We start from the raw sequence: 18,771 nt of genomic DNA, 5'->3' as shown, positions 1-18,771 counted from the left end.
CCGAATACCAAGCATGGGTGTAGCAAGACTTTGGAAGGTGGGGTGTGCTCCCTGTAGGCGGCCACTCGGGCAAGATCGTTCGGGGTTGCGAGGCTACGGGTTCGGGCGGGCTCGTGCCTTCTAGGGGCCGGCGTTGGGCGGCGTTCGGGGTGGGCGTGGGCCGTTTGTCTCGCCGTGGGGGCGTTGGCCATCGGGTCGTACTTTTACGCGCCCGCCGGGGCTCAGGGCATCCTGTACAGCCTCTTTGGTGTGGGCGTGGTGGCGGCCATCATGGGCGGCGTCCGGATCAACCGGCCCCGCCGGGCGCTCGTGTGGTACCTGCTGGCGGCGGGGCAGCTCGCGCTGCTCGTCGGGGACGTGTTCTTCCGCAACCACGCGTTGCTCTTCGGGGAGACGGCGCCGTTCCCCTCCCTGGCGGACGTCTTCTACGTCGCGGCCTACCCGCTCTTGATCGCCGCGTTGCTGTTCATGATCCGCAACCGGGCGCCGGGCAGGGACCGGAGCAGCCTGCTGGACGCGCTTATCGTCAGCATAGGGGTGGGCGTGCTCGCGTGGGTGTTCGTGGTGGAGCCGTACACGGAGGACATGAGCGTCCCGCCCGTCCAGCGCTACTTCTCCATCGTCTACCCGCTCCTCTCGTTGCTGGTCTTCGCCGTGCTGGTCAGGCTCGTGACCACGTTCAAGGAGCGGGTGCCGTCGTACCGGATGCTCGCCCTCGGCGTGTTCAGCTTCGTGGTCTCCGACATAACCTACGGGGCTCTGGAGCTCGCCGGCTCCTACCGTTCCGGCGGCGTGGTAGACCTCGGGTGGCTGCTCTCCTACGTTCTCCTCGGCGGCGCGGCCCTGCATCCCTCGATGCGCGTCCTCTCGGAGCCGGCGGAGGGGGTCGGGGTGCGGGCGCTGACGTGGCGGCGTCTCGTTCTGCTCGCCGCGGCCTCGCTCATGGCTCCGGCGATGATCGTGGTCGACGAGGTGCGGGGCGAGCACGCCAACGTGCCGGTCATAGCGGGGGTGTCGGCGGTGCTGTTCCTGCTGGTGCTGTTCCGCATGGAGGGCCTGTTGCGGAGGCTCAAGGAGGTTTCGGAGAGGTACGAGCGGATCGCGGCCCGCGAGCGGGCCCTCGGGAGCGTCGGGACGGAGCTCATGGGCGCGGTGGGCCGCAAGGACATCTACCGGGCTGCGACCAGGGCGGTCCTGGAGCTCTCGGGAGGGGCGTCCGGGGCGCGGGCGTCCATCATGGTGGGGCCGCTCTCGGGCCTCGTCGTCGTGGCCTCGCAGGGCGAGGGGGCGGAGGAGGCCGAGGGGGTCAGGGTGGACGCGGAGCGGATGCCGAACATAGTGCGCAGCTACCGCGAGCGGCGCGTCGTCGAGGTCGGGCCGGCGGACAACGAGAGGGCCAGGGAGACCCTGGGCTTCGAGCCGAAGAGGGGCGCCGTCCTCGTCGGGCCGCTGCTGGTGCAGGGCGAGCCGCGGGGCATCATCTCGGCCGCCGCCGACGGCGACTTCCCGGAGGACTTCGGGGAGGGCTTCAGGGCGCTCGCCTCGCAGGTCTCGCTGGCGCTGGAGAGCGCGATCCTCGCCGAGAGGACGTACCGGCGCGAGGGGGAGGAGCGGTTCAGGTCCCTCATCCAGAACTCGGCGGACATGATCACGGTGGTCGACGAGGAGGGGTACATCCTGTACCAGAGCCCCTCTTTCGGGAGGGTGATGGGGTACGGGGACAGGGTGGGCGTGAACATCTACGCGTCCCCCATCGTCCACCCGGAGGACGACGAGGCGCACCGCGGTTTGATCCGGGGCGCCATCGCGAGCCCGGGGTCCAGCCTGGTGGGCGAGGTGCGCCTGCGGCACAGGGACGACTCGTGGCGGCACGTGGAGGCGACGTTCACGAGCCTCCTGGACGATCCGAACGTCGCCGGGGTCGTCCTGAACGCCCGCGACGTCACCGAGCGCAAGCGGGCCGAGGAGAAGGTCCGGGAGGCCTACCAGAGGCTCGGTTTCCACTTCGAGAACTCGCCGGTCGGGGTCCTGGAGTGGGATCGGGAGATGCGGGTGCTCAACTGGTCCCACGAGGCGGAGAGGATCTTCGGCTGGCGGGCGGAGGAGATCCTCGGCCGCTCCCTCGAAGAGATGCGGTTCGTTCACGAGGACGACGAGGAGGAGGTGCGCGAGGAGGTCGTAAGCCACATGCTCGAGGGCCGGGAGGGGCGTGTCGTCCTCAGGCACCGCAACTACCGCAAGGACGGCTCGATCGTCCACTGCGAGTGGCACAGCTCGGTGCTCCTGGACGACCGGGGCGAGCTCGTCAGCGTACTATCCCTCGCGCTGGACATCACCGAGCGCGTCGAGGCGGAGCGGGCCCTCAAGGAGAGCGAGCGGCGCTTCAAGCAGCTCTTCGACCAGTCCGTCGATACCCTGCTGCTGCACGACGAGGCGGGCAGGATCGTGGACTGCAACGCCGAGGCGTGCCGCTCGCTGGGCTACACGAGGGAGGAGATGCTCGAGCTCTCCGTGCAGGACTTCGCGAGCACGCTGTCCTCCGACGCTGATTGGAGGTCGGAGGACGGCTCGCTCTGGCGTCACGCCTCGTCCGAGCGCATAGGCTCCATCACCGCGGGTTTCCACCTGGCCGAGCACCGGCGCAAGGACGGCACGACCTTCCCGGTCGAGGTACACGTCGGCGCCGTGGACTACGGCCGCCGGCGCCTGTTGCTGGCCTCCGCGCGGGACATCACGGAGCTCAAGCACGCGGCCGAGGCGCTCAGGGAGGCCGAGAAGAAGTACCGGACGCTCGTCGAGCGCACCCCGGCCGTGACCTACGTGGACAGCCTCGACCCGGAGAGCGGCCTCGTCTACGTGAGCCCGCGCGTCGAGGCGCTGCTCGGCTACGGGGTCGACCGCTGGTACGAGGACCCGCTGTTCTTCGAGAAGGCGCTGCACCACGAGGACAGGGACCGCGTCCTCACCGAGCACGCCCGGGCCTCGTCCGGCGGGGAGCCCCTGAGGACGGAGTACCGCATGGTCCATCGCGACGGGCGGGTGGTGTGGGTTCAGGACGAGGCGTTCGTCCTGCGCGACGAGGAGGGGCGCGCCTCGGTGCGCCAGGGCTTCATGCTCGACGTCACGGAGCGCAAGGTGCTCGAGGAGCAGCTCGCCCACCAGGCCTTCCACGACTCGCTGACCGGGCTGCCCAACCGCGCCCTCTTCGCCGACCGCCTCGCCCACGCCCTGCGCCGCCTGGAGCGCCACGCGGACGGGTCCCTGGCGGTCCTGTTCCTGGACCTCGACGACTTCAAGACCGTCAACGACTCCCTCGGGCATACCGCGGGCGACGAGCTGCTCGTGGAGGTCGCGAGGCGCATCTCCTCGTGCATCCGGCAGGGGGACACGGTGGCGCGCCTCGGAGGGGACGAGTTCGCCGTCCTGCTCGAGGACGTCGCCGCCGTCGGGGAGTTCGCGGCGAGGGCGGAGGTGAGCGTCGCCGAGAGGGTGCTCGAGGCCCTGGGGGCGCCGTGCGTGCTCGAGGGCAAGGAGATCATCGTGAAGCCGAGCATCGGGATCGCGATCGGGACGGGCCGGAGGGGCGGAGGAGCTTCTGCGCAACGCCGACGTGGCGATGTACACGGCGAAGAACCGGGGAAGGGGCGCTACGAGTTCTACGACCCCGAGATGCACGCCGCCGTCCTGGAGCGCCTGGACCTCCGCGCCGACCTCAGGCGGGCCGTCGAGGGCGAGGAGTTCGTCGTCCACTACCAGCCCATAATCTCGCTCGGGGGCGACGGGTACGGCTGCGTCCGCGAGGTCGAGGCGCTGGTCCGGTGGGAGCACCCCGAGAAGGGCCTCATCCCGCCGGGGAAGTTTATCCCGCTCGCCGAGGAGACCGGGATCATCGTGGAGATCGGGCTGCAGGTCCTCGAGCAGTCCTGCCGGCAGGTGCGGGCCTGGCAGGACGAGCTGCCCGGCGACTGCGCCCCCCCGACGCTCAACGCGAACCTCTCCGCCCGGCAGTTCCGCCAGCCGAACCTCGTCGAGCAGATCCAGGGCGTGCTGGAAGAGACGGGACTCTCGCCCCGGAGCTTGAAGCTGGAGGTGACCGAGAGCGTCGCAATGGAGAACGTCGACGCCGCCCTCGTCACCCTGCGGCGGCTCAAGGACCTCGGGATACGGGTCGCGATCGACGACTTCGGCACCGGCTACTCGTCGCTCTCCTACCTCAGGCGCTTCCCGGTGGACAACCTCAAGATCGACCGCTCCTTTGTCGGGCGCCTCGAGGACGACCCCGAGTCGGCGGCGATCGTGGCGACGACGGTGAGCCTGGCCCGCACCCTGGGCCTGGAGGTCACGGCCGAGGGGGTGGAGACGGCCGAGCAGCTCGCGCGCCTGCGCGAGCTTTGCTGCGACCTCGCCCAGGGCTACTTCTTCTCGAGGCCCCTGCCCGCCGGCGCGGTCTTCGGGCTCCTCGGCTCCCCCCTGACGCAGAGCGCAGAGCGGCAAGGCGTTTGACCGTCAAATAGGGGGTACGTATAGTTATCCGGCGCGGCGCATCGCCGCTCGCGGAGGGCGTGGCAGGGGGAGGGGGCTCCTGAGAACGGCCGAGAGAGAGGCGGCGGGGCGGTGGCCCCGAGCTAAAGTCTTTCGGTCTCCGGGTCGATAACGGTAAGCAGACGGAAGAGACGTGGCAGGAGAGCGCTAGGCTCTCGAGGCGCAGCGGGGACCAGGAGCGGTTCGGCGCCGTCGGACGGGGTCGGGCCAAGAAGGGAGAGAAGATGGCGGACGTGAACCAGTCGTTGCAGGAGGCCATGAGCCTGGACGGCGCCGTAGGCGCGGCCCTCGTGGACTGGCAGAGCGGGATGACGCTCGGCACCGCGGGCGGGGGGCCGAACCTCAACCTCGACATCGCGGCGGCCGGCAACACGGACGTGGTCCGCTCCAAGCTCAAGGTCATGCAGAACCTCGGCCTCAACGACAAGATCGAGGACATCCTGATCACGCTGACGTCGCAGTACCACCTGATCCGCATCCTCGAGCGCGACCAGAGCCTCTTCCTCTACCTGGCGCTCCACAAGGAGCAGGCGAACCTGGCGATGGCGCGCTACAAGCTCACCCAGATCGAGCGCCATCTCAGCGTCTAGGATATTCCGCTGCGCGTAGAGGGGGCCCCGGGGTGCGACGCCCCGGGGCCCCCTCTCCTTGCCTTCGCCCCTTCTACGCGTGCTGGTAGAGGTCGAGGTCGGCGTGTACGACGCCCTCCTCGGGGTCGTGGCGGAGGCTGAAGCCGAGCTTGCGGCTGACGTTCTGCATGGGGCGGTTGGCCGGCAGTATCTCGGCGGTGATGCGGTGCAGGCCCTCCTCGCGCCCGACCTCGAGGAGCCGGCCGAGCAGGATCGTCCCGACGCCTCGCCTCTGGTAGAGGTCGTTGACGAGCAGCGAGAACTCGGCCTCTTCGGCGGAGACGTGGTTCTTGCTCAGGCGCCCGACGCCCATGATCTCGCGCTCCCCGGTCTCGGGGTGGCGCCGCTCGGCGACGAGGGCCATCTCCCGGTCGTAGTCTATAAAGCAGATCCTCGTGAGGCGCTCGTGGGCGGTGCGCTGGTCGAGGTTCATCATGTGGAAGTAGCGCATGTAGACGCTGCGCTCGGAGAGCGACTCGTGGAACTTGACCATGAGGGGCTCGTCCTCGGGGCGTATGGGGCGCACCGTCACCGGCGTGGCGTCGTCAAGCTCCTCCCGGGAGACGTATTGGTTCGGGTAGGCCCGGATCGCGGTCTTCGGCAACTCCTCCTCGGCCGTCGACGGGTCGTGCAGGACGACGCGGGCGTCGAGGGCGATGAGGCGCTCTGAGGAGGCGAGCAGCGGGTTGATGTCGAGCTCGCTGATCCAGGGCTGCTCCACGACGAGCTGCGAGAAGCGCACCAGGAGCTTCTCGAGGGCCGAGAGGTCGACGGGGTCCCTCCCCCTCACGCCCTTGAGGGCCTCGACGATGCGCGTCCGCTCCATCATGCGCCGCGCGAGCGTGGTGGTGAGGGGCGGCAGGGCGAGCGCCCTGTCCCTGTACACCTCGACGAGCTGGCCGCCGCTCCCGAAGAGCAGGACGGGCCCGAACTGCGGGTCGACGCTGCTCCCGGCGATAAGCTCGTAGGCGTCCCCGAGGTCGACCATCGGCTGCACGGTGACGCCGTCGAAGTGCCCGGGCCCCGCCTTCTCGGCGACGGACGCCTCGATGGCGGCGTAGGCCTCGCGGACGGCCCCGGCGTCCGTCAGGTCGAGCTTCACGCCGCCGACGTCGGTCTTGTGGGTGATCGTCTCGGAGAAGAGCTTCAGGACGACGGGGTAGCCGATGGCGTCGGCGGCGCCGACGGCCTCCTCGCCCGTGCGGGCGATGCGCGTCTCGACGGTGGGGATGTCGTAGGCGGCGAGGATCGCCTTCGCCTCCCACTCGGTGAGGATGGTGCGCCCGTCGTCGCGGGCGTTCGAGATGATCTCCTCGACGCGCTCGCGGTCGGGCTCGTCGTCCCCGGTGGCGAGCTCGGGGTCTCGTAGATGGCGCGCAGGTTGTACGTGTAGCGCCACATGTCCGCGAAGACGCGGGCGGCGTTGTCCGGGTAGTCGAAGGTCGGGATGCCGGCGCGGTTGAGGATCTCCTCCCCGCCGCGACGTCCGGGCCGCCCATCCAGCTCGCGAGGACCGGCTTGCCCCTCGTCTTTGCGTAGCGCGTGAGCCCCTGCGCCGTCCCGGTCGGGTCGGTCATGTCCTGGGGGGTGAGGACGACGAGGAGGCCGTCGCTCTCCGGGTCCCGGGCCGCGACCTCGAGGGTGTTGGCGTAGCGGTCCGGGGTGGCGTCGCCGAGGACGTCTATGGGGTTGCCGTGGCTCCACGGGGCGGGGAGGAGGCCGTTGAGCCCCTCCATCGTCTCGGGCGAGATCTCCGCGAGCTCGCCGCCGCCCCGGATGAGGGCGTCCGTCGCGAGCACCCCCGGGCCGCCGGCGTTCGTCACGACGGTGAGGCGCGGGCCCCTGGGGCGCGGCTGCTTGCCGAGGACCTCGGCCATGTGGAAGAGGTCGGAGATGCCGTCGACCCTGAGGACGCCGCTGCGCGCGAAGGCGGCGTCGAGCACCTCGTCCGAGCCGGTGAGGGAGCCCGTGTGGGACTGCGCGGCGCTGGCCGCCTCCTCGGTGCGGCCAGCCTTTATGACGATGATCGGCTTCGTCAGGGCGACCTCGCGGGCGGCGGAGAGAAACGAGCGGGCGTCGCCGATGGACTCCATGTAGGCGACGATGCTCTTCGTCTTCGAGTCGTCGCCGAGGTAGTAGATCAGGTCGCCCCAGTCCACGTCGAGCATGGACCCGACGGAGACGAAGTGCGAGAAGCCGACGTTCTCCCTCCTGCTCCGGTCGAGGATGGCCGTCAGGAGCGCCCCGCTCTGGCTGAGGAAGGCGACGCTGCCGGGCTGGGCCATCCCGTGGGCGAAGGTCGCGTTGAGCCCGGTGACGGGGCTCATCACGCCGAGGCAGTTCGGGCCCATGACGCGCATCCTGCCGCGGCGCGCGATCTCCAGGATGCGCTCCTCCAGCTCGGCCCCCTCGGCCCCCGTCTCGCGGAACCCGGCGGAGATGATGATCGCGCCGGGCACCCCGGCCTCGACGCACTCCTCCATGATCCCCGGCACCGTCGGGGCGGGCGCCACGATGACCGCGAGGTGGATCTGCGCGGGCACCTCGGAGATCGTCGGGTACGCCTTGATCCCGAGCACGTTGGGCCGCTTCGCGTTGACCGGGAAGACGGTCCCCCCGAACGGGTTGGAGATGAGGTTCCACATGATCGTGCGCCCCACGCTCCCCTGCCGCTCCGTCGCCCCGATGACCGCCACGTTCTGCGGCCTGAAGATCGCGTCCAGGGGCTGCCTCTCGTACCCGAGCACGTCGTGCGCCGGGTCCCCGATCGGCGGCTTCGGCTTCTTCATCTCGACCTTCCTCCAGCGTTCTCTAGCTTGGCCCGCGGCCTCCCCGCAGGGGACGCGCCGCGCGCATATGTTTCTCCTATGTGTATATGCCACATAGCATGCCCAATAGCTGTGAATTTTATAGCCGGCGCGGCTTTTTCTTGCCGCGCGAGCCCGCCCTTTGGCCTGCTACCATCGCGTGCATGCGGCCCACGCCCGTGATCCTGGACGTAGACCCCGGCCTCGACGACGCGGTGGCGATCATGCTGGCCTGCGGGGCCCAGGAGCTCGACGTGCGGGCGGTGACGACGGTCGCGGGGAACGTGTCGCTGGAGAAGACCACGGCGAACGCCCTGAAGGTGCTCTCGTTTCTGGGACGCGGGGACGTCCCCGTCGGGGCGGGGGCTGAGGGCCCGCTCCGGGGGCCGCTCGTCGCCGCGGAGGACGTCCACGGCGCGGACGGGCTCGGCGGTATCCCGCTTCCCGAGCCCACCTTCGGCCCGGACGGCAGGGGGGCCGTCGGGCTCATGGCCGACGCCCTGCGCGAGGCCGCCGAGCCGGTGACGCTGGTCGCCCTCGCCCCCCTGACGAACGTGGCGATCCTTCTGCGCGAGCACCCGGAGCTGAAGGCGCGGGTGGCGCGGATCGTGCTCATGGGCGGGAGCATGGGGCCGGGGAACGTCACGCCCCACGCCGAGTTCAACGTCCACGCGGACCCGGAGGCCGCCCGCGAGGTCTTCGAGAGCGGGCTCCCCATCACGATGGTCGGCCTCGACGCCACCCGCGAGTCCGGCGTCGCGCCGGAGGAGGCGGCGAGGATGCTCTCCCTGGGGCGGATGGGGGAGCTCGCCGCTCGCCTGGTCGGGGCCGTCGTGAAGGGTGGGGGACCGTCCGGCCTCCGGACCCCGCCCGTCCACGACGCGGTCGCGGTCGCCTGCGTGATCGAGCCGGGGATGGTACGGACGCGCCGGATGCGGGTGGACGTGGAGCAGGAGGGCGAGGCTCGCGGCCGGACGGTCTGCGGCCCCCGGGGCGTCGAAGGGAGGGCGTCCAACGCCGACGTCGGGGTCGGGCTGGACCGGGGGGCGTTCTTCCGGGTCTTGTTTCGGGCGCTGGCGAGGCTCGCCGGCTAGCCCGCCCGTTTCCTGACGATGCCTTCGAGCAGGGCGTTGTTCGGGATGCGGTAGAGGTAGCCGTCCTCCGAGCGGAGGACGACCGCGGCGCGGCCCACCTCCTCGACCCTGCCCTCGATCTCGCCGAGGGAGATCTCGTCGCCCACGTTTATCCCCTCCCGGACGTAGGAGCTCGCCGCGATGTTCGAGGAGAGGGTGACGAGCCCGCCGCCGAGGGCGATGGCGGTGACGAGGCCTATCGTGGAGAAGATGACGATGGCGAAGAGGACGAGGACGGAGGTCTCGAGGCCGAGCTGGCTCGCGGCGACGAGACCGGAGATGGTGAGGACGGTCACGAACGCGACGCGCTGGAAGATGCGCACCCCGCGCAGGCCCGCGCCCTCCGCCTCGCGGGCGACGAACTCCGAGAGCCACCCGGCGAGCATGATGCCGCCGATAAGGATCACGAGCGCCACCAGCGCCCTCCCCGAGAGGTTGACGAGCTGGTCGATGGTCTGTTCCAGCGACGCGATGCCGAGGACGCTCAGGGCGCCGGCGAGGCCCGTGAGGATCGTCCCGGCGAAGAGGACCTGTCCCAGGAGGCGCGAGGGGCCGCCGTCGTAGCCGAGCTGCGAGAGGGATGCGGAGGCCCCGGTCTGGTCGAAGAGGTCGTCGAGGCCGAGGGCGTCGAGCAGGCGGTTCGCCAGGCGCTGGAGCAGGAGGGCCACCACGAGCGCCACGAGCATCACGACGACCGCGCCGACGAGCCTCGGGACGAACTCCGTCGCCGCGCCACCCAGGTCGGCCAGGATCTTCTCCAGGGTGTCCATCAATCTCTGCCCTCCCCTAGTAGGCCCGCTGGACGCGTCCTTCGCCGTCCCCACGCAAGCCGAGATAATAAACGAAAGCTTCCACGTAGGCTCGCCCGACGTCGGTGAAGAGGCTCTCCGTCTGGCGGAAGAAGGCCGAGACGTACGCGCGCCTGATGGCGCGGTTCGCGATCGTCTCGGGGGGCTCGGGCGACTCCTGGCCGATGGCGCCGAGCAGGGCCATCATCCGGGCGTAGGAGGCCGCGAGCCGCCGCGCCTCCGGGTTCTCCAAGATCAGGCGCTCCGTCTCGCGCGCCTCCTCGCCCACGAGCTCGCCGGCGGCGTAGGCCCCGATCCTCTCCAGCACGTCCCAGCGCTCGGACCCGATCACGACGCCTCCCCGTCGAGGTTGCGCTCGATCTCGGCCCCTTCGGCCAGCGCGACGAGCAGGGCGGCGCGGCCGCGGCTGACCCAGCCTTTGGCCGTGCCGTCGGGGACGTCGAGGATGGAGGCGACCTCGGCGTAGCTGAGGCCCTCCATGTGCCGCAGCACGAGCGCCGCGCGGTGCTCGGCCCGTACGCGTTCGAGGGCGCGCACGAGCTCGTCCCTGCGCTCCCCGTCGAGGATGGCGGCCTCGGGGTCGTCCTCCCCGCCCGGCTGTATCGGGAGCTGGGGGAACTCTCCGTCGAACTCGCGCATCCGCATGCCCTGCTCCTTGCGCCGGGCGCTCAAACAGGTGTTCACGGTGATCTTGTAGAGCCAGGTGCTGAAGGCGCTCTCTCCTCGAAAGTTGCCGATGCTCCGCCAGACGCGGATCCAGACCTCCTGGCTCGCGTCTTGCGCATCCTCTGTCCCGAGGATGCGCAGAGCTACCCGGTATACGAGCGCCGAGTGCTCCCGGACCAATCGCGCGAACGCGTCGACGTCGCCGCTGGCGGCCCTTCCAGGCAAGTTGTGTTCCCCGGCTGCGGTCACAGCAAAAGCGTCCTCCACCACGCGGACGAACGGGCCGTTCGTACCCCCGGCCCGAGCACACCTTAACAGACGCTCGCAGGCGCGGAGAACGATGCCCGCGAGGCGCGTTGTGTCGCAACGCACCGCCGGCGCGGGAGCCCGTCCGGGACCGTAACGGATGCGAAACCTCGTCGGTCGAAAGTCGTAGACGTTGGAGAGACCCGCCGCATGCTTTTCGGGGAGGCCGGGAATGGGAGAGATCAGGCAGCGTCCGATATTCCACGACGGCGAGGTGGTGGAGCTTTCGGGCGAGTTCGACGTACGGGACCTGGAGTCCCTGCGCGCGAGGCTGGACGAGGCCGGAGAGAGGACGGCGGTGGTGGACCTCTCCGGGGTGACGTTCCTGGACCTGCAAACGACCCGGGAGCTGGCCGTCCGGTTGCAGATCCACGCCGGAAGCCTGGTGTTCAGGCACCCTTCGTGGGCGGTGCGTGCGAGCGTGGCGGCCTGCGGCTACGAGAACTGGTTCCGCTTCGACGCGGAGGGGACCGGCGACGAGACCGCCGCCCGTCCCCTCCGCGACCGCTGCTAGGGGCTAGCTCGTAAAGATCTTGGAGATCACGCCGCGGGGCTTCGGCTTCTGGGTCTCGATGACCCCGGAGATCGCGATCACCAGCGCGGAGAGCGTCGTGGCGCCCGTCCCGAAGAAGGCGATCCAGCGCTGAGACGCCGCCGCCTCCGGCGGGGTGTCGCGCGAGGGCTTCAGCCCGGACTGGATCGGCACCTGGCCGCTCGCGGCCTGGCTCGCCAGCCTCGCGCCCAGGATGCCGGACATGACCCCGTTGAACGCCGCGCCGCCGAGCAGCACGTCCTTGAGGCGCGTCAGGCCGGGCGCCCGGATCTCGGCGTCGTCGCGCAGGCCGCCGAAGCGCCAGGAGGCCAGGGTCGCGGCGATGGCCGGCAGCTCGACGGCGTTGAAGCGGGCCCAGCCCTCGTTCGTCACCCGCCCGCGCTCGCTCTTGTCGCTGATGCTGTCCACGGTGGGGTTCAGCGCGATCTGGCCGAACAACGACCCGCCGAACCAGGTGGCGAGCCCCAGGTTGTGGGTGATCTTCGCGGTGTTAGACGGCTTCGGCACGGCTCTGCGTCCCCTCTCTTCGCTTTCAATGACGGGCGTCGGCCCGTGGATGGAAACTACCCCTCGCAGACGCCGCCAAACGGCGGCGCCGAACGGGACCTGCCCGGCGCACGCCCCGACCCCTCCGGCGGGGACGCCCGGCGCCGTCCGGTCGGGTCCGGGAGGCCCTCGCGGCACCGCGCGCCCGGTTTAGCGGCAACGAGGCGGGGAAAGCTGTCGTACCATGCGCGCCGTGCCTCGCCCGAAGAGAACAGACGCGAAGCCTGGCGAGGGGCGTGCGGGCACCCTTGCCGCTCTGGGCCTCGGGGTCGGCTTCGTCGTGTGGGCCTCGCTCTTCATCTACCGGTCCTCCGTCCTCGCCTTCGACGGGAACCGCTACTTCGTGCTGTTCGACGACGCCATGATCTCCATGCGCTACGGCTGGAACCTCGCGCACGGCCTGGGGCTGGTGTGGAACGCGGGCGAGTACGTCGAGGGCTACACCAACCCCCTGATGACCCTCGTGATGGCGCTCGCCAGCGCCTTCTTCGACAAGTCCGGCGCCGTGCTGGCGGTGCAGGTCTTCGGCGTCGCCCTGATGCTGGCGAACGCCTACCTCGTCATGCGGATAGCGGAGCACCTGTTCGCGGACGAGGCCGGCCGGCACCGCGGCCTCCTGCGCGCCCTGGCCTTCCTCTGCGGGCTGTCGTACTACCCGCTGCTGTTCTGGAGCCTGCTCGGGATGGAGACCGGCCTGCTGGCGGTGCTCGTCTCCCTGAGCGTCCTGTTCGTGCTGAGGTACGTCCGGGACGGCGAGCCGGTGCAGGGGGCCCTCGTCTCCGTCGCCCTGGGCCTCGCGTTCCTGACCCGGCCGGACGCGGTGGTCTTCGCCCTCCCCATCTTCCTCTACGCGTTCTACGGGGTGCCGAAGGCGTTCGCCCCCCCGCGCCTCCTGGCGCTCTTCGGGCCGCTCGCCCTGTTCGTGGCGGGGCACCAGGCCTTCCGCTGGGCCTACTACGGCGAGCTCCTGCCGAACACCTACACGCTCAAGGTCAGCGGCGTTCCGCTGCTCGAGAGGATCTCGAACGGGGCGAGCTTCACCGTGCCGTTCCTGGAGGAGACGTGGGTGCTCCTGGCCCTGGCGGGAGCGGCGCTCCTCCTCGACCGGCGGAGGGGCCCGCTGCTCCTCGCGGGCGTCTTCGGCGTCACGCTGCTCTACCAGGTCTGGACCGGCGGGGACGCCTGGAACCTCTGGCGCATCTTCTCGCCCGCCATGCCCCTCGTGCTGGTCCTGGGGGTCCGGGCGATCCTGCGCGCCGTCTCGGCCGCCTCGGACGCGCCGGCGTACCGGGAGCTCTCCGGCAGGAGCCGCGCCCTCCGGCTCCTGCCCGGCCTCGTCTCGGTCCTCGCGGTCCTCGCGGTCCTCGCCTTCGTCAACCTCCGCTTCGCGCCGGAGATCACGATGCAGCGGCAGTCGGAGGAGGAGTACCTGAACGAGAGGAGGATGAGCGTCGCCCTCGCGCTGCGGGAGTTCACCACGCCCGACGCCACCGTGGGCCTGTTCGGGGTGGGAACCATCCCCTACTACACCGGAGGGCCGGGGCTCGACTTTCTCGGCAAGATGGACCCCCGCGTCGCCAACCTGCCCCCGGACGACGCGTACAGCCGCCCCGGACACAACAAGTTCGACCTCGAATACTCCATCAAGGAGCTCCGGCCCACCCACGCGCAGGGCTTCGAGTGGCACGGCCAGTCCGTGCTCGAGTGGGCCCGGAACGAATACGTGGGCGTAAAGTACAAGGACGCCCACCTGAACCTCCTGAAGGGCTCCAACGAGGTGCGCTGGGACAAACTGGACGCCGCCGTGGCCAGGGGCGAAGCCACCCTCACGACGCCCAGATAGCGCCCGCCCCCGGGCTCCCGTGGCGCCTGCACGCTCCACGGAAGAGCCGGTGCGAGCCGCAGGGGACGAACCCCCGGCGAGCTTGCGGGAGCCCGAACGGTTTCGCAAAAACCGTATGTTTCGCCTGCCGGAGTATTCCTATCCGTGCGGAGCACGGTTATGCTTGTGGCGACGATACGCGAGGTCTGGGCGCCAACGGGAGGGAGACGAGATGCAGAGCAGCCGTTCGATGAGGGCGTGGGCGCTGGTGATGTTTGCGGTGTTCGTCGCATTCCTCCTGGCCGCGTCGGCCCTTGATCGCGGCGCCGAAGCCCAGGAGGCGCCGGGCGTGCTGGCGGGCAAGAAGATCGTCGTGGACGCCGGTCACGGCGGCGGCGACGCCGGGGCCGCGAACGCGAGGTACGGGCTCGTGGAGAAGGACCAGACGCTCGACGTGTCCCGCAGGCTGAAGGCGCTCCTCGAAGCCTCGGGCGCCACGGTCTACATGACCCGCACCGGGGACGGGACCCTCTCCAACAGCGACCGCTACGCCTACGCCAACCGCACCGGGGCCGACATCCTCGTCTCGGTGCACATGAACGGCTCCTCCGACCCCGCCGCGAACTACACCACCGTCCTGTTCGGCAAGTGGAGAAAAGACAAGGCGCTCGCGGTCGCCCTGCTCGACGGGCTCCACCCGGCGCTCGGCATCCCCAGGCGCGACCCCTACTCGTTCGCCTCCGGCGTGCTCCTCAAGAGCGAGATGCCCGCCGCCATCGCCGAGACCGTCTTCATAACCAGCGACGCGGAGGGACGGCTCCTCTCCGACGGCACCGGCGCCCGCCAGCAGCAGATCGCCGAAGCCCTCAAGACGGGCATAGAGGGCTACTTCCGCACCCCGTAAGCCTGCTCGGTCGCGCCAAAGCCCCACATGCAGCGATGGGGTTTGTCGCACCTCTCCAACAAATAGCGGGCCTTGGCCCGTACGGGACACCACCCGCCTCATGCGCTCATCCTCCAAGGCGCAGGAGGCGATCGCGCGCTCCGGGAAGGTCGCAAGAGGCCCAGAAACAAGCTTGTCGACCGACTAGGACGCCCTCATGGGGGCAGTACCCCATTGTGGGTTTCGTACGGGCAAGCTAAGGACGACCTTTCTGCCTAGCGGTGGCAGAGCTGTTCTCGGAACGTGGGGGTAGACGGGAGGGTGTTGCACTTGGAGCGCATGCGGGGACGACGTGGCAAGATCTTCCTTATAGGCCTGCTGGTCGCGGCCGTCTCGCCGGGCGCGGCGATGGCCCAGACCCCGAACGGCTCCCCCGGCGACGAGGCTCCCAGCTTCGAGACGCCGACGGAGGCGGAGGCGGTACCGGGCCGGATCATAGTCAAGTTCGAGGAGGACGCCACGAGCGCCGAGGAGGCCGACGCCCGGCGGGACGAGGGGCTCGAAGAGGTCGAGACTCTAGACCTCGTAGACGCCGAGGTCGCCGAGGTCGAGGGGCAACCCGTCGAGCAGGCCGTCCGCGACCTCGAGCGCCGCCCCGACGTCGAGTACGCCGAGCCCGACCATATCCTCAGCCCCTTCGGTTACGCCGACGAACCGCGCTTCGGCGAGTTGTGGGGCCTGAACAACACCGGCCAGAGCATTGAGGGCTCGCCCGGTTCCCCCGACTTCGACACCAACGCCCTGGAGGCCTCCGGCGTGACGCAGGGAGATCCGAACCTCGTCGTCGCGGTTATCGACGACGGCGTGGACTTCACGCACCCCGACCTCGCGAGCCGCAAGTGGGTCAACCCCGGCGAGTCCGGCGGGGGCAAGGAGACCAACCGACGGGACGACGACCGCAACGGCTACGTGGACGACGTCAACGGCTGGGACTTCGCCAACAACGACAACACGGTCCACGACTCGCGGCTCGACAGCCACGGCACGCACGTCGCCGGCACCATCGCCGCCTCGGTGAACGGTGGGGGCGTGGTTGGCGTGGCCCCGAACGTCAAGATCATGGCGCTCAACTTTCTCGGGACCGGTCCCAACAGCGGCTCCGTCTCCTCCGCGATTCGGGCGATCCAGTACGCCAAGAGCAAGGGCGTGAGGATCTCCAACAACTCGTGGGGCGGTACCGTTTATAACCAGGCCCTGAAGGACGCAATCGACGCCTCCGGACAGCTCTTCGTCGCCGCCGCGGGCAACGGCGGAGCCGATCAGATCGGGGACGACAACGACGGTGCGGCCCCCGCTTACCCGGCCTCGTACACCAGCCCGAACATCCTCTCCGTAGCGGCGGTCGAAAACACCGGCGGCATGGCCTCGTTCAGCAACTACGGCGCCACCTCGGTCGACATCTCCGCGCCCGGCGTAAGCATCCTCAGCACGATACCGGGGCTTCCTACGTCTACTACGACGGCACCTCGATGGCCTCGCCGCACGTGGCCGGTGCCGCCGCCCTGGTCGCGTCGGCGAACCCGTCGCTCCTCAAGAACCCGGTCGGGATCAAGCAGACGATCATGAACAGCGGCAAGCCCGCCCCGAGCACGAGCGGGAGGACGGTGGCGGGCAAGATGGTGGACGCGAACGCGGCTGCCATCGCGGCGGGTTCTGCTCCGCCGCCTCCCGCGGGAGCGCCGGTAAGGAGCGTGGCGCCCGCGAACGCGGCGAAGAACGTGCCCGTGGGGGCCAACGTCAGCGCGAACTTCTCCGAGGCGATGGACGAGGCCTCCGTGGAGGCCGCCGGCGCCTTCACGCTGAGGAAGCGGGGGCAAACCGCGCGCGTCGCCGCCAGGGTCACGTACGATCCGGCGAGAAAGAGGGCGACCCTGAATCCGACCGCCGCTCTGGAGCCCAGGACGACCTACACCGCCGTGCTGAAGGGCGGGCTCAGCAGCGCTAGAAAGGCGTCCGCCACCCCGGCGAAAGACAAGGTCTGGTCCTTCACCACCGGCGTGAGCCCCAGCAGCGATCGCCCCAAGATAACGCAGCGGTCGCCGAGGGGGAGCACGAGGGACAACACCCCGACCATCGAAGCCACCGTCAGGGACGCCCAGAGCGACCTCTCCGCAGAGAACATCGAGCTCTTCGTGGACGGCGAGCAGGTCGAGGCCCGCTACGACGCCGAGGAGAACAGGCTCTCGTACACGCCCTCCAAGGCCCTTGCGAAAGGCAAGCACGAGGTGAAGATAATGGCTACCGACGCCGGGGGAGCGACCGGCTCCAGGACGTGGAACTTCAAGGTAGGACGCGCCGACAACGCGAAGTGGTGGGAGCGCATGGACTGGTGGAAGGGTGGGAATTAGGGCTCCGACCTTCCCGCTGGCGGTACGGGTAGGGCGAGGAACACTGCTACGGCGCTTTTTTGAGCCATACCTTCTTGCAGACGATATGAACGCTCCTCCGTTTTACCTGATGGGGGAGCGCTTTTTGGTGTGTTGGCGTCCGCCAGCGGTATACGGGCAGTGACGGTATGTGTATCATGCCTACTGCACCGAGCCGCCGCGCAATTCGGGAGGGGCGCGAATCCGGGGCGGTGCAGCCGAACCCCGGGTGGGCAGTACATGAGGGGACGGCTCTTACAGAGGTCCCGGTGGGTTGGCGCGAGAGGGCGGTGTGAGTCTTGGTGGGGGAAGCAATACTAAGGAGCAAGACCGTACTGACAGCGCTGCTGGCGGCACTTGGCTTAGTACTATTCCAGCATGTAGCGTGGGCTCAGACTCCCGGACTCTCCATAACCAAAGAAGGTCCTGCAACGGTGGAGCCCGGTGCTAACTTCAGCTACGTTTTGACTGTTACTAACGCGACAGCCACGGATACGCTCGTTGTGGTTAGAGACCAGCTTCCACGGGGCTTAACCTTCGTCAGTTCCGAAGGTGCTAGATGTGACCTCGCGCTTACCGACCCTAGTGGGCGCACAGTGGAATGTGATCCTGTCAACGTTTCGGCTAACGGCCGCGCACAGATAACATTGAACGTAACGGCCCCCTCGACAGCCGGTCCGATTACTAACAGCGCGAGCGCGACTTCCACGTCACAGGCGAACCCCACCACGCCAGTCAACTCGAACGAAGTAACCACTAACGTAGTCCCCAACCTTTCAATCGAGAAGCTGGACGACCCGGACCCGGTGAGCGACGTAGAAGATCTGCTCCTTTACACCATCAGAGTGCAGAACCGCGGAGCCAACCCCGTGTCCGGCGTAGCCATTACGGACAATCTGCCGCTGGACGTGGTCGACTTTGTCGAGGTGGAGTCGGACGATTACGTCTGCCAAGTCACCGCCGGTGTCGTCCAGTGCAACGCAGAACGTGCCTTTGGCCCTGGCGAGATCTCCACAGTCCAGATAGTGGTCGAGCCGGAAGTGGCTGGGACCATAGAGAACACCGCTGCGCTTTTCGTTGAGGGAATACGCGGTCCCATCGAAACGGCTACGGAGACTACCACTGTGCAAGCACCAGCCGTTGAAGACGAGGACGAAAACCCCGACAACGGTAATGGCAACGACGACAACGGCAACGACGACAACGGCGACGACAGCAATACCAACGATAGCGACGATGACGACAGCAGCGACAACATCAGCGACGACAACAACGACGTGGATAGGGATACCATCCCCGACAAGAATCTACCCGACACGGGCGGAACGAGTAAAGGTGTTCTTGTCGGGGCGGCGTTACTCGCCCTGTTTGTCGGGTTCCTGACGTGGATTAGTAGATACCGAAGTGTATAAGCCTGCAATGGAGCCTGTTCGAGAAGTATGGACCACAGAGCGGCCCGAGCACGCCTGTTCAGATAGGGATCTGTAGCAGAATGCTTCGGTCCAGGTGTATCATGCGCTCTTATTGCGGGTTTAGAGAGGGGGCAAAGATGGGGGTCTTTAGTAGAACACGTATAGGGCCGGGCCTTCTATTGGCAGGGTTGGTCTTGTTCTATACCGTGTTCGCGTCCACGCCTGCGTTCGCCCAGA

The 18,771-nt window shown here is 68.8% G+C and carries 12 protein-coding genes and 2 pseudogenes; 9 read left to right on the top strand and 5 right to left on the bottom strand.

The genetic code is table 11. The annotated features are described in order from the left end of the window. Positions 1-183 precede the first annotated feature (183 nt). Entirely contained in the window at positions 184-4,503 is a 4,320-nt protein-coding gene (locus GBA65_RS18860; protein WP_166397866.1) for a PAS domain S-box protein, read from the top strand. 263 nt (positions 4,504-4,766) lie between these two features. Continuing rightward, the gene (locus tag GBA65_RS18855) at positions 4,767-5,132 is read left to right on the top strand and encodes a hypothetical protein (protein ID WP_166397865.1); all 366 of its coding nucleotides are present in this window, start codon (positions 4,767-4,769) and stop codon (positions 5,130-5,132) included. A 73-nt stretch (positions 5,133-5,205) separates the two neighbouring features. Here GBA65_RS18855 and GBA65_RS26820 read toward each other — a convergent pair. Continuing rightward, a pseudogene (locus tag GBA65_RS26820) lies at positions 5,206-7,960 on the bottom strand (bifunctional acetate--CoA ligase family protein/GNAT family N-acetyltransferase). 197 nt (positions 7,961-8,157) lie between these two features. Here GBA65_RS26820 and GBA65_RS18845 point away from each other — a divergent pair. After that, complete coding sequence (locus tag GBA65_RS18845; RefSeq protein ID WP_207955928.1) at positions 8,158-9,072, top strand: nucleoside hydrolase; 915 nt, start codon at positions 8,158-8,160, stop codon at positions 9,070-9,072. On the opposite strand, the gene GBA65_RS18840 is transcribed toward GBA65_RS18845, so the two are convergent. Genes GBA65_RS18840 through GBA65_RS18830 form a run of 3 tightly spaced genes read right to left on the bottom strand, consistent with a single transcriptional unit; the run spans position 9,069 to position 10,835 of the window. Further along, complete coding sequence (locus tag GBA65_RS18840; protein WP_166397863.1) at positions 9,069-9,881, bottom strand: mechanosensitive ion channel family protein; 813 nt, start codon at positions 9,879-9,881, stop codon at positions 9,069-9,071. The genes GBA65_RS18845 and GBA65_RS18840 overlap by 4 nt on opposite strands. Before the next feature lie 16 nt (positions 9,882-9,897). Further along, positions 9,898-10,251, bottom strand: a complete 354-nt coding sequence (locus tag GBA65_RS18835; RefSeq protein ID WP_166397862.1) for an anti-sigma factor family protein — start codon at positions 10,249-10,251, stop codon at positions 9,898-9,900. Continuing rightward, the gene (locus GBA65_RS18830) at positions 10,248-10,835 is read right to left on the bottom strand and encodes an RNA polymerase sigma factor (protein WP_166397861.1); all 588 of its coding nucleotides are present in this window, start codon (positions 10,833-10,835) and stop codon (positions 10,248-10,250) included. The genes GBA65_RS18835 and GBA65_RS18830 overlap by 4 nt, the downstream gene beginning before the upstream one ends. A 229-nt stretch (positions 10,836-11,064) precedes the next feature. Between GBA65_RS18830 and GBA65_RS18825 the strand changes: the two genes are divergently transcribed. Further along, entirely contained in the window at positions 11,065-11,406 is a 342-nt protein-coding gene (locus tag GBA65_RS18825) for an STAS domain-containing protein (RefSeq protein WP_166397860.1), read from the top strand. 3 nt (positions 11,407-11,409) lie between these two features. On the opposite strand, the gene GBA65_RS18820 is transcribed toward GBA65_RS18825, so the two are convergent. Continuing rightward, positions 11,410-11,952: a hypothetical protein gene (locus GBA65_RS18820; RefSeq protein ID WP_166397859.1), complete on the bottom strand. Its 543-nt coding sequence runs from the start codon at positions 11,950-11,952 to the stop codon at positions 11,410-11,412. Between the two features lie 223 nt (positions 11,953-12,175). On the opposite strand from GBA65_RS18820, the gene GBA65_RS18815 reads away from it, so the two are divergent. From GBA65_RS18815 to GBA65_RS18800, 5 genes and pseudogenes are all read left to right on the top strand, one after another. Next, positions 12,176-13,834 (top strand): ArnT family glycosyltransferase, encoded by a 1,659-nt coding sequence (locus tag GBA65_RS18815; RefSeq protein WP_166397858.1) that lies wholly within the window; start codon positions 12,176-12,178, stop codon positions 13,832-13,834. A gap of 211 nt (positions 13,835-14,045) precedes the next feature. Next, on the top strand, positions 14,046-14,717 hold the full coding sequence (locus tag GBA65_RS18810) for an N-acetylmuramoyl-L-alanine amidase family protein (RefSeq protein WP_166397857.1): 672 nt from the start codon (positions 14,046-14,048) through the stop codon (positions 14,715-14,717). 318 nt (positions 14,718-15,035) lie between these two features. Beyond that, positions 15,036-16,270 (top strand): annotated as a pseudogene (locus tag GBA65_RS23635) (S8 family peptidase); the annotation flags it as partial. A gap of 48 nt (positions 16,271-16,318) precedes the next feature. Then, complete coding sequence (locus GBA65_RS23630; RefSeq protein WP_323127103.1) at positions 16,319-17,104, top strand: Ig-like domain-containing protein; 786 nt, start codon at positions 16,319-16,321, stop codon at positions 17,102-17,104. A 320-nt stretch (positions 17,105-17,424) separates the two neighbouring features. Further along, the gene (locus tag GBA65_RS18800) at positions 17,425-18,534 is read left to right on the top strand and encodes a DUF11 domain-containing protein (RefSeq protein ID WP_228282008.1); all 1,110 of its coding nucleotides are present in this window, start codon (positions 17,425-17,427) and stop codon (positions 18,532-18,534) included. Positions 18,535-18,771 lie beyond the last annotated feature (237 nt).

It is taken from the genome of Rubrobacter marinus (genome assembly GCF_011492965.1).
In the GTDB taxonomy this organism is placed as follows: domain Bacteria; phylum Actinomycetota; class Rubrobacteria; order Rubrobacterales; family Rubrobacteraceae; genus Rubrobacter_F; species Rubrobacter_F marinus.
The sequence above is the reverse complement of the archived record's forward strand: the minus strand, read 5'-3'. Positions and strand labels throughout refer to the sequence as shown.

Bases quoted from the DNA above. Each gene is read 5' to 3' on its own strand.
- GBA65_RS18840 (WP_166397863.1), bottom strand. From the start codon at position 9,881: ATGGACACCCTGGAGAAGATCCTGGCCGACCTGGGTGGCGCGGCGACG.
- GBA65_RS18815 (WP_166397858.1), top strand. From the start codon at position 12,176: ATGCGCGCCGTGCCTCGCCCGAAGAGAACAGACGCGAAGCCTGGCGAG.
- GBA65_RS18825 (WP_166397860.1), top strand. From the start codon at position 11,065: ATGGGAGAGATCAGGCAGCGTCCGATATTCCACGACGGCGAGGTGGTG.
- GBA65_RS23630 (WP_323127103.1), top strand. From the start codon at position 16,319: ATGAACAGCGGCAAGCCCGCCCCGAGCACGAGCGGGAGGACGGTGGCG.
- GBA65_RS18855 (WP_166397865.1), top strand. From the start codon at position 4,767: ATGGCGGACGTGAACCAGTCGTTGCAGGAGGCCATGAGCCTGGACGGC.
- GBA65_RS18810 (WP_166397857.1), top strand. From the start codon at position 14,046: ATGCAGAGCAGCCGTTCGATGAGGGCGTGGGCGCTGGTGATGTTTGCG.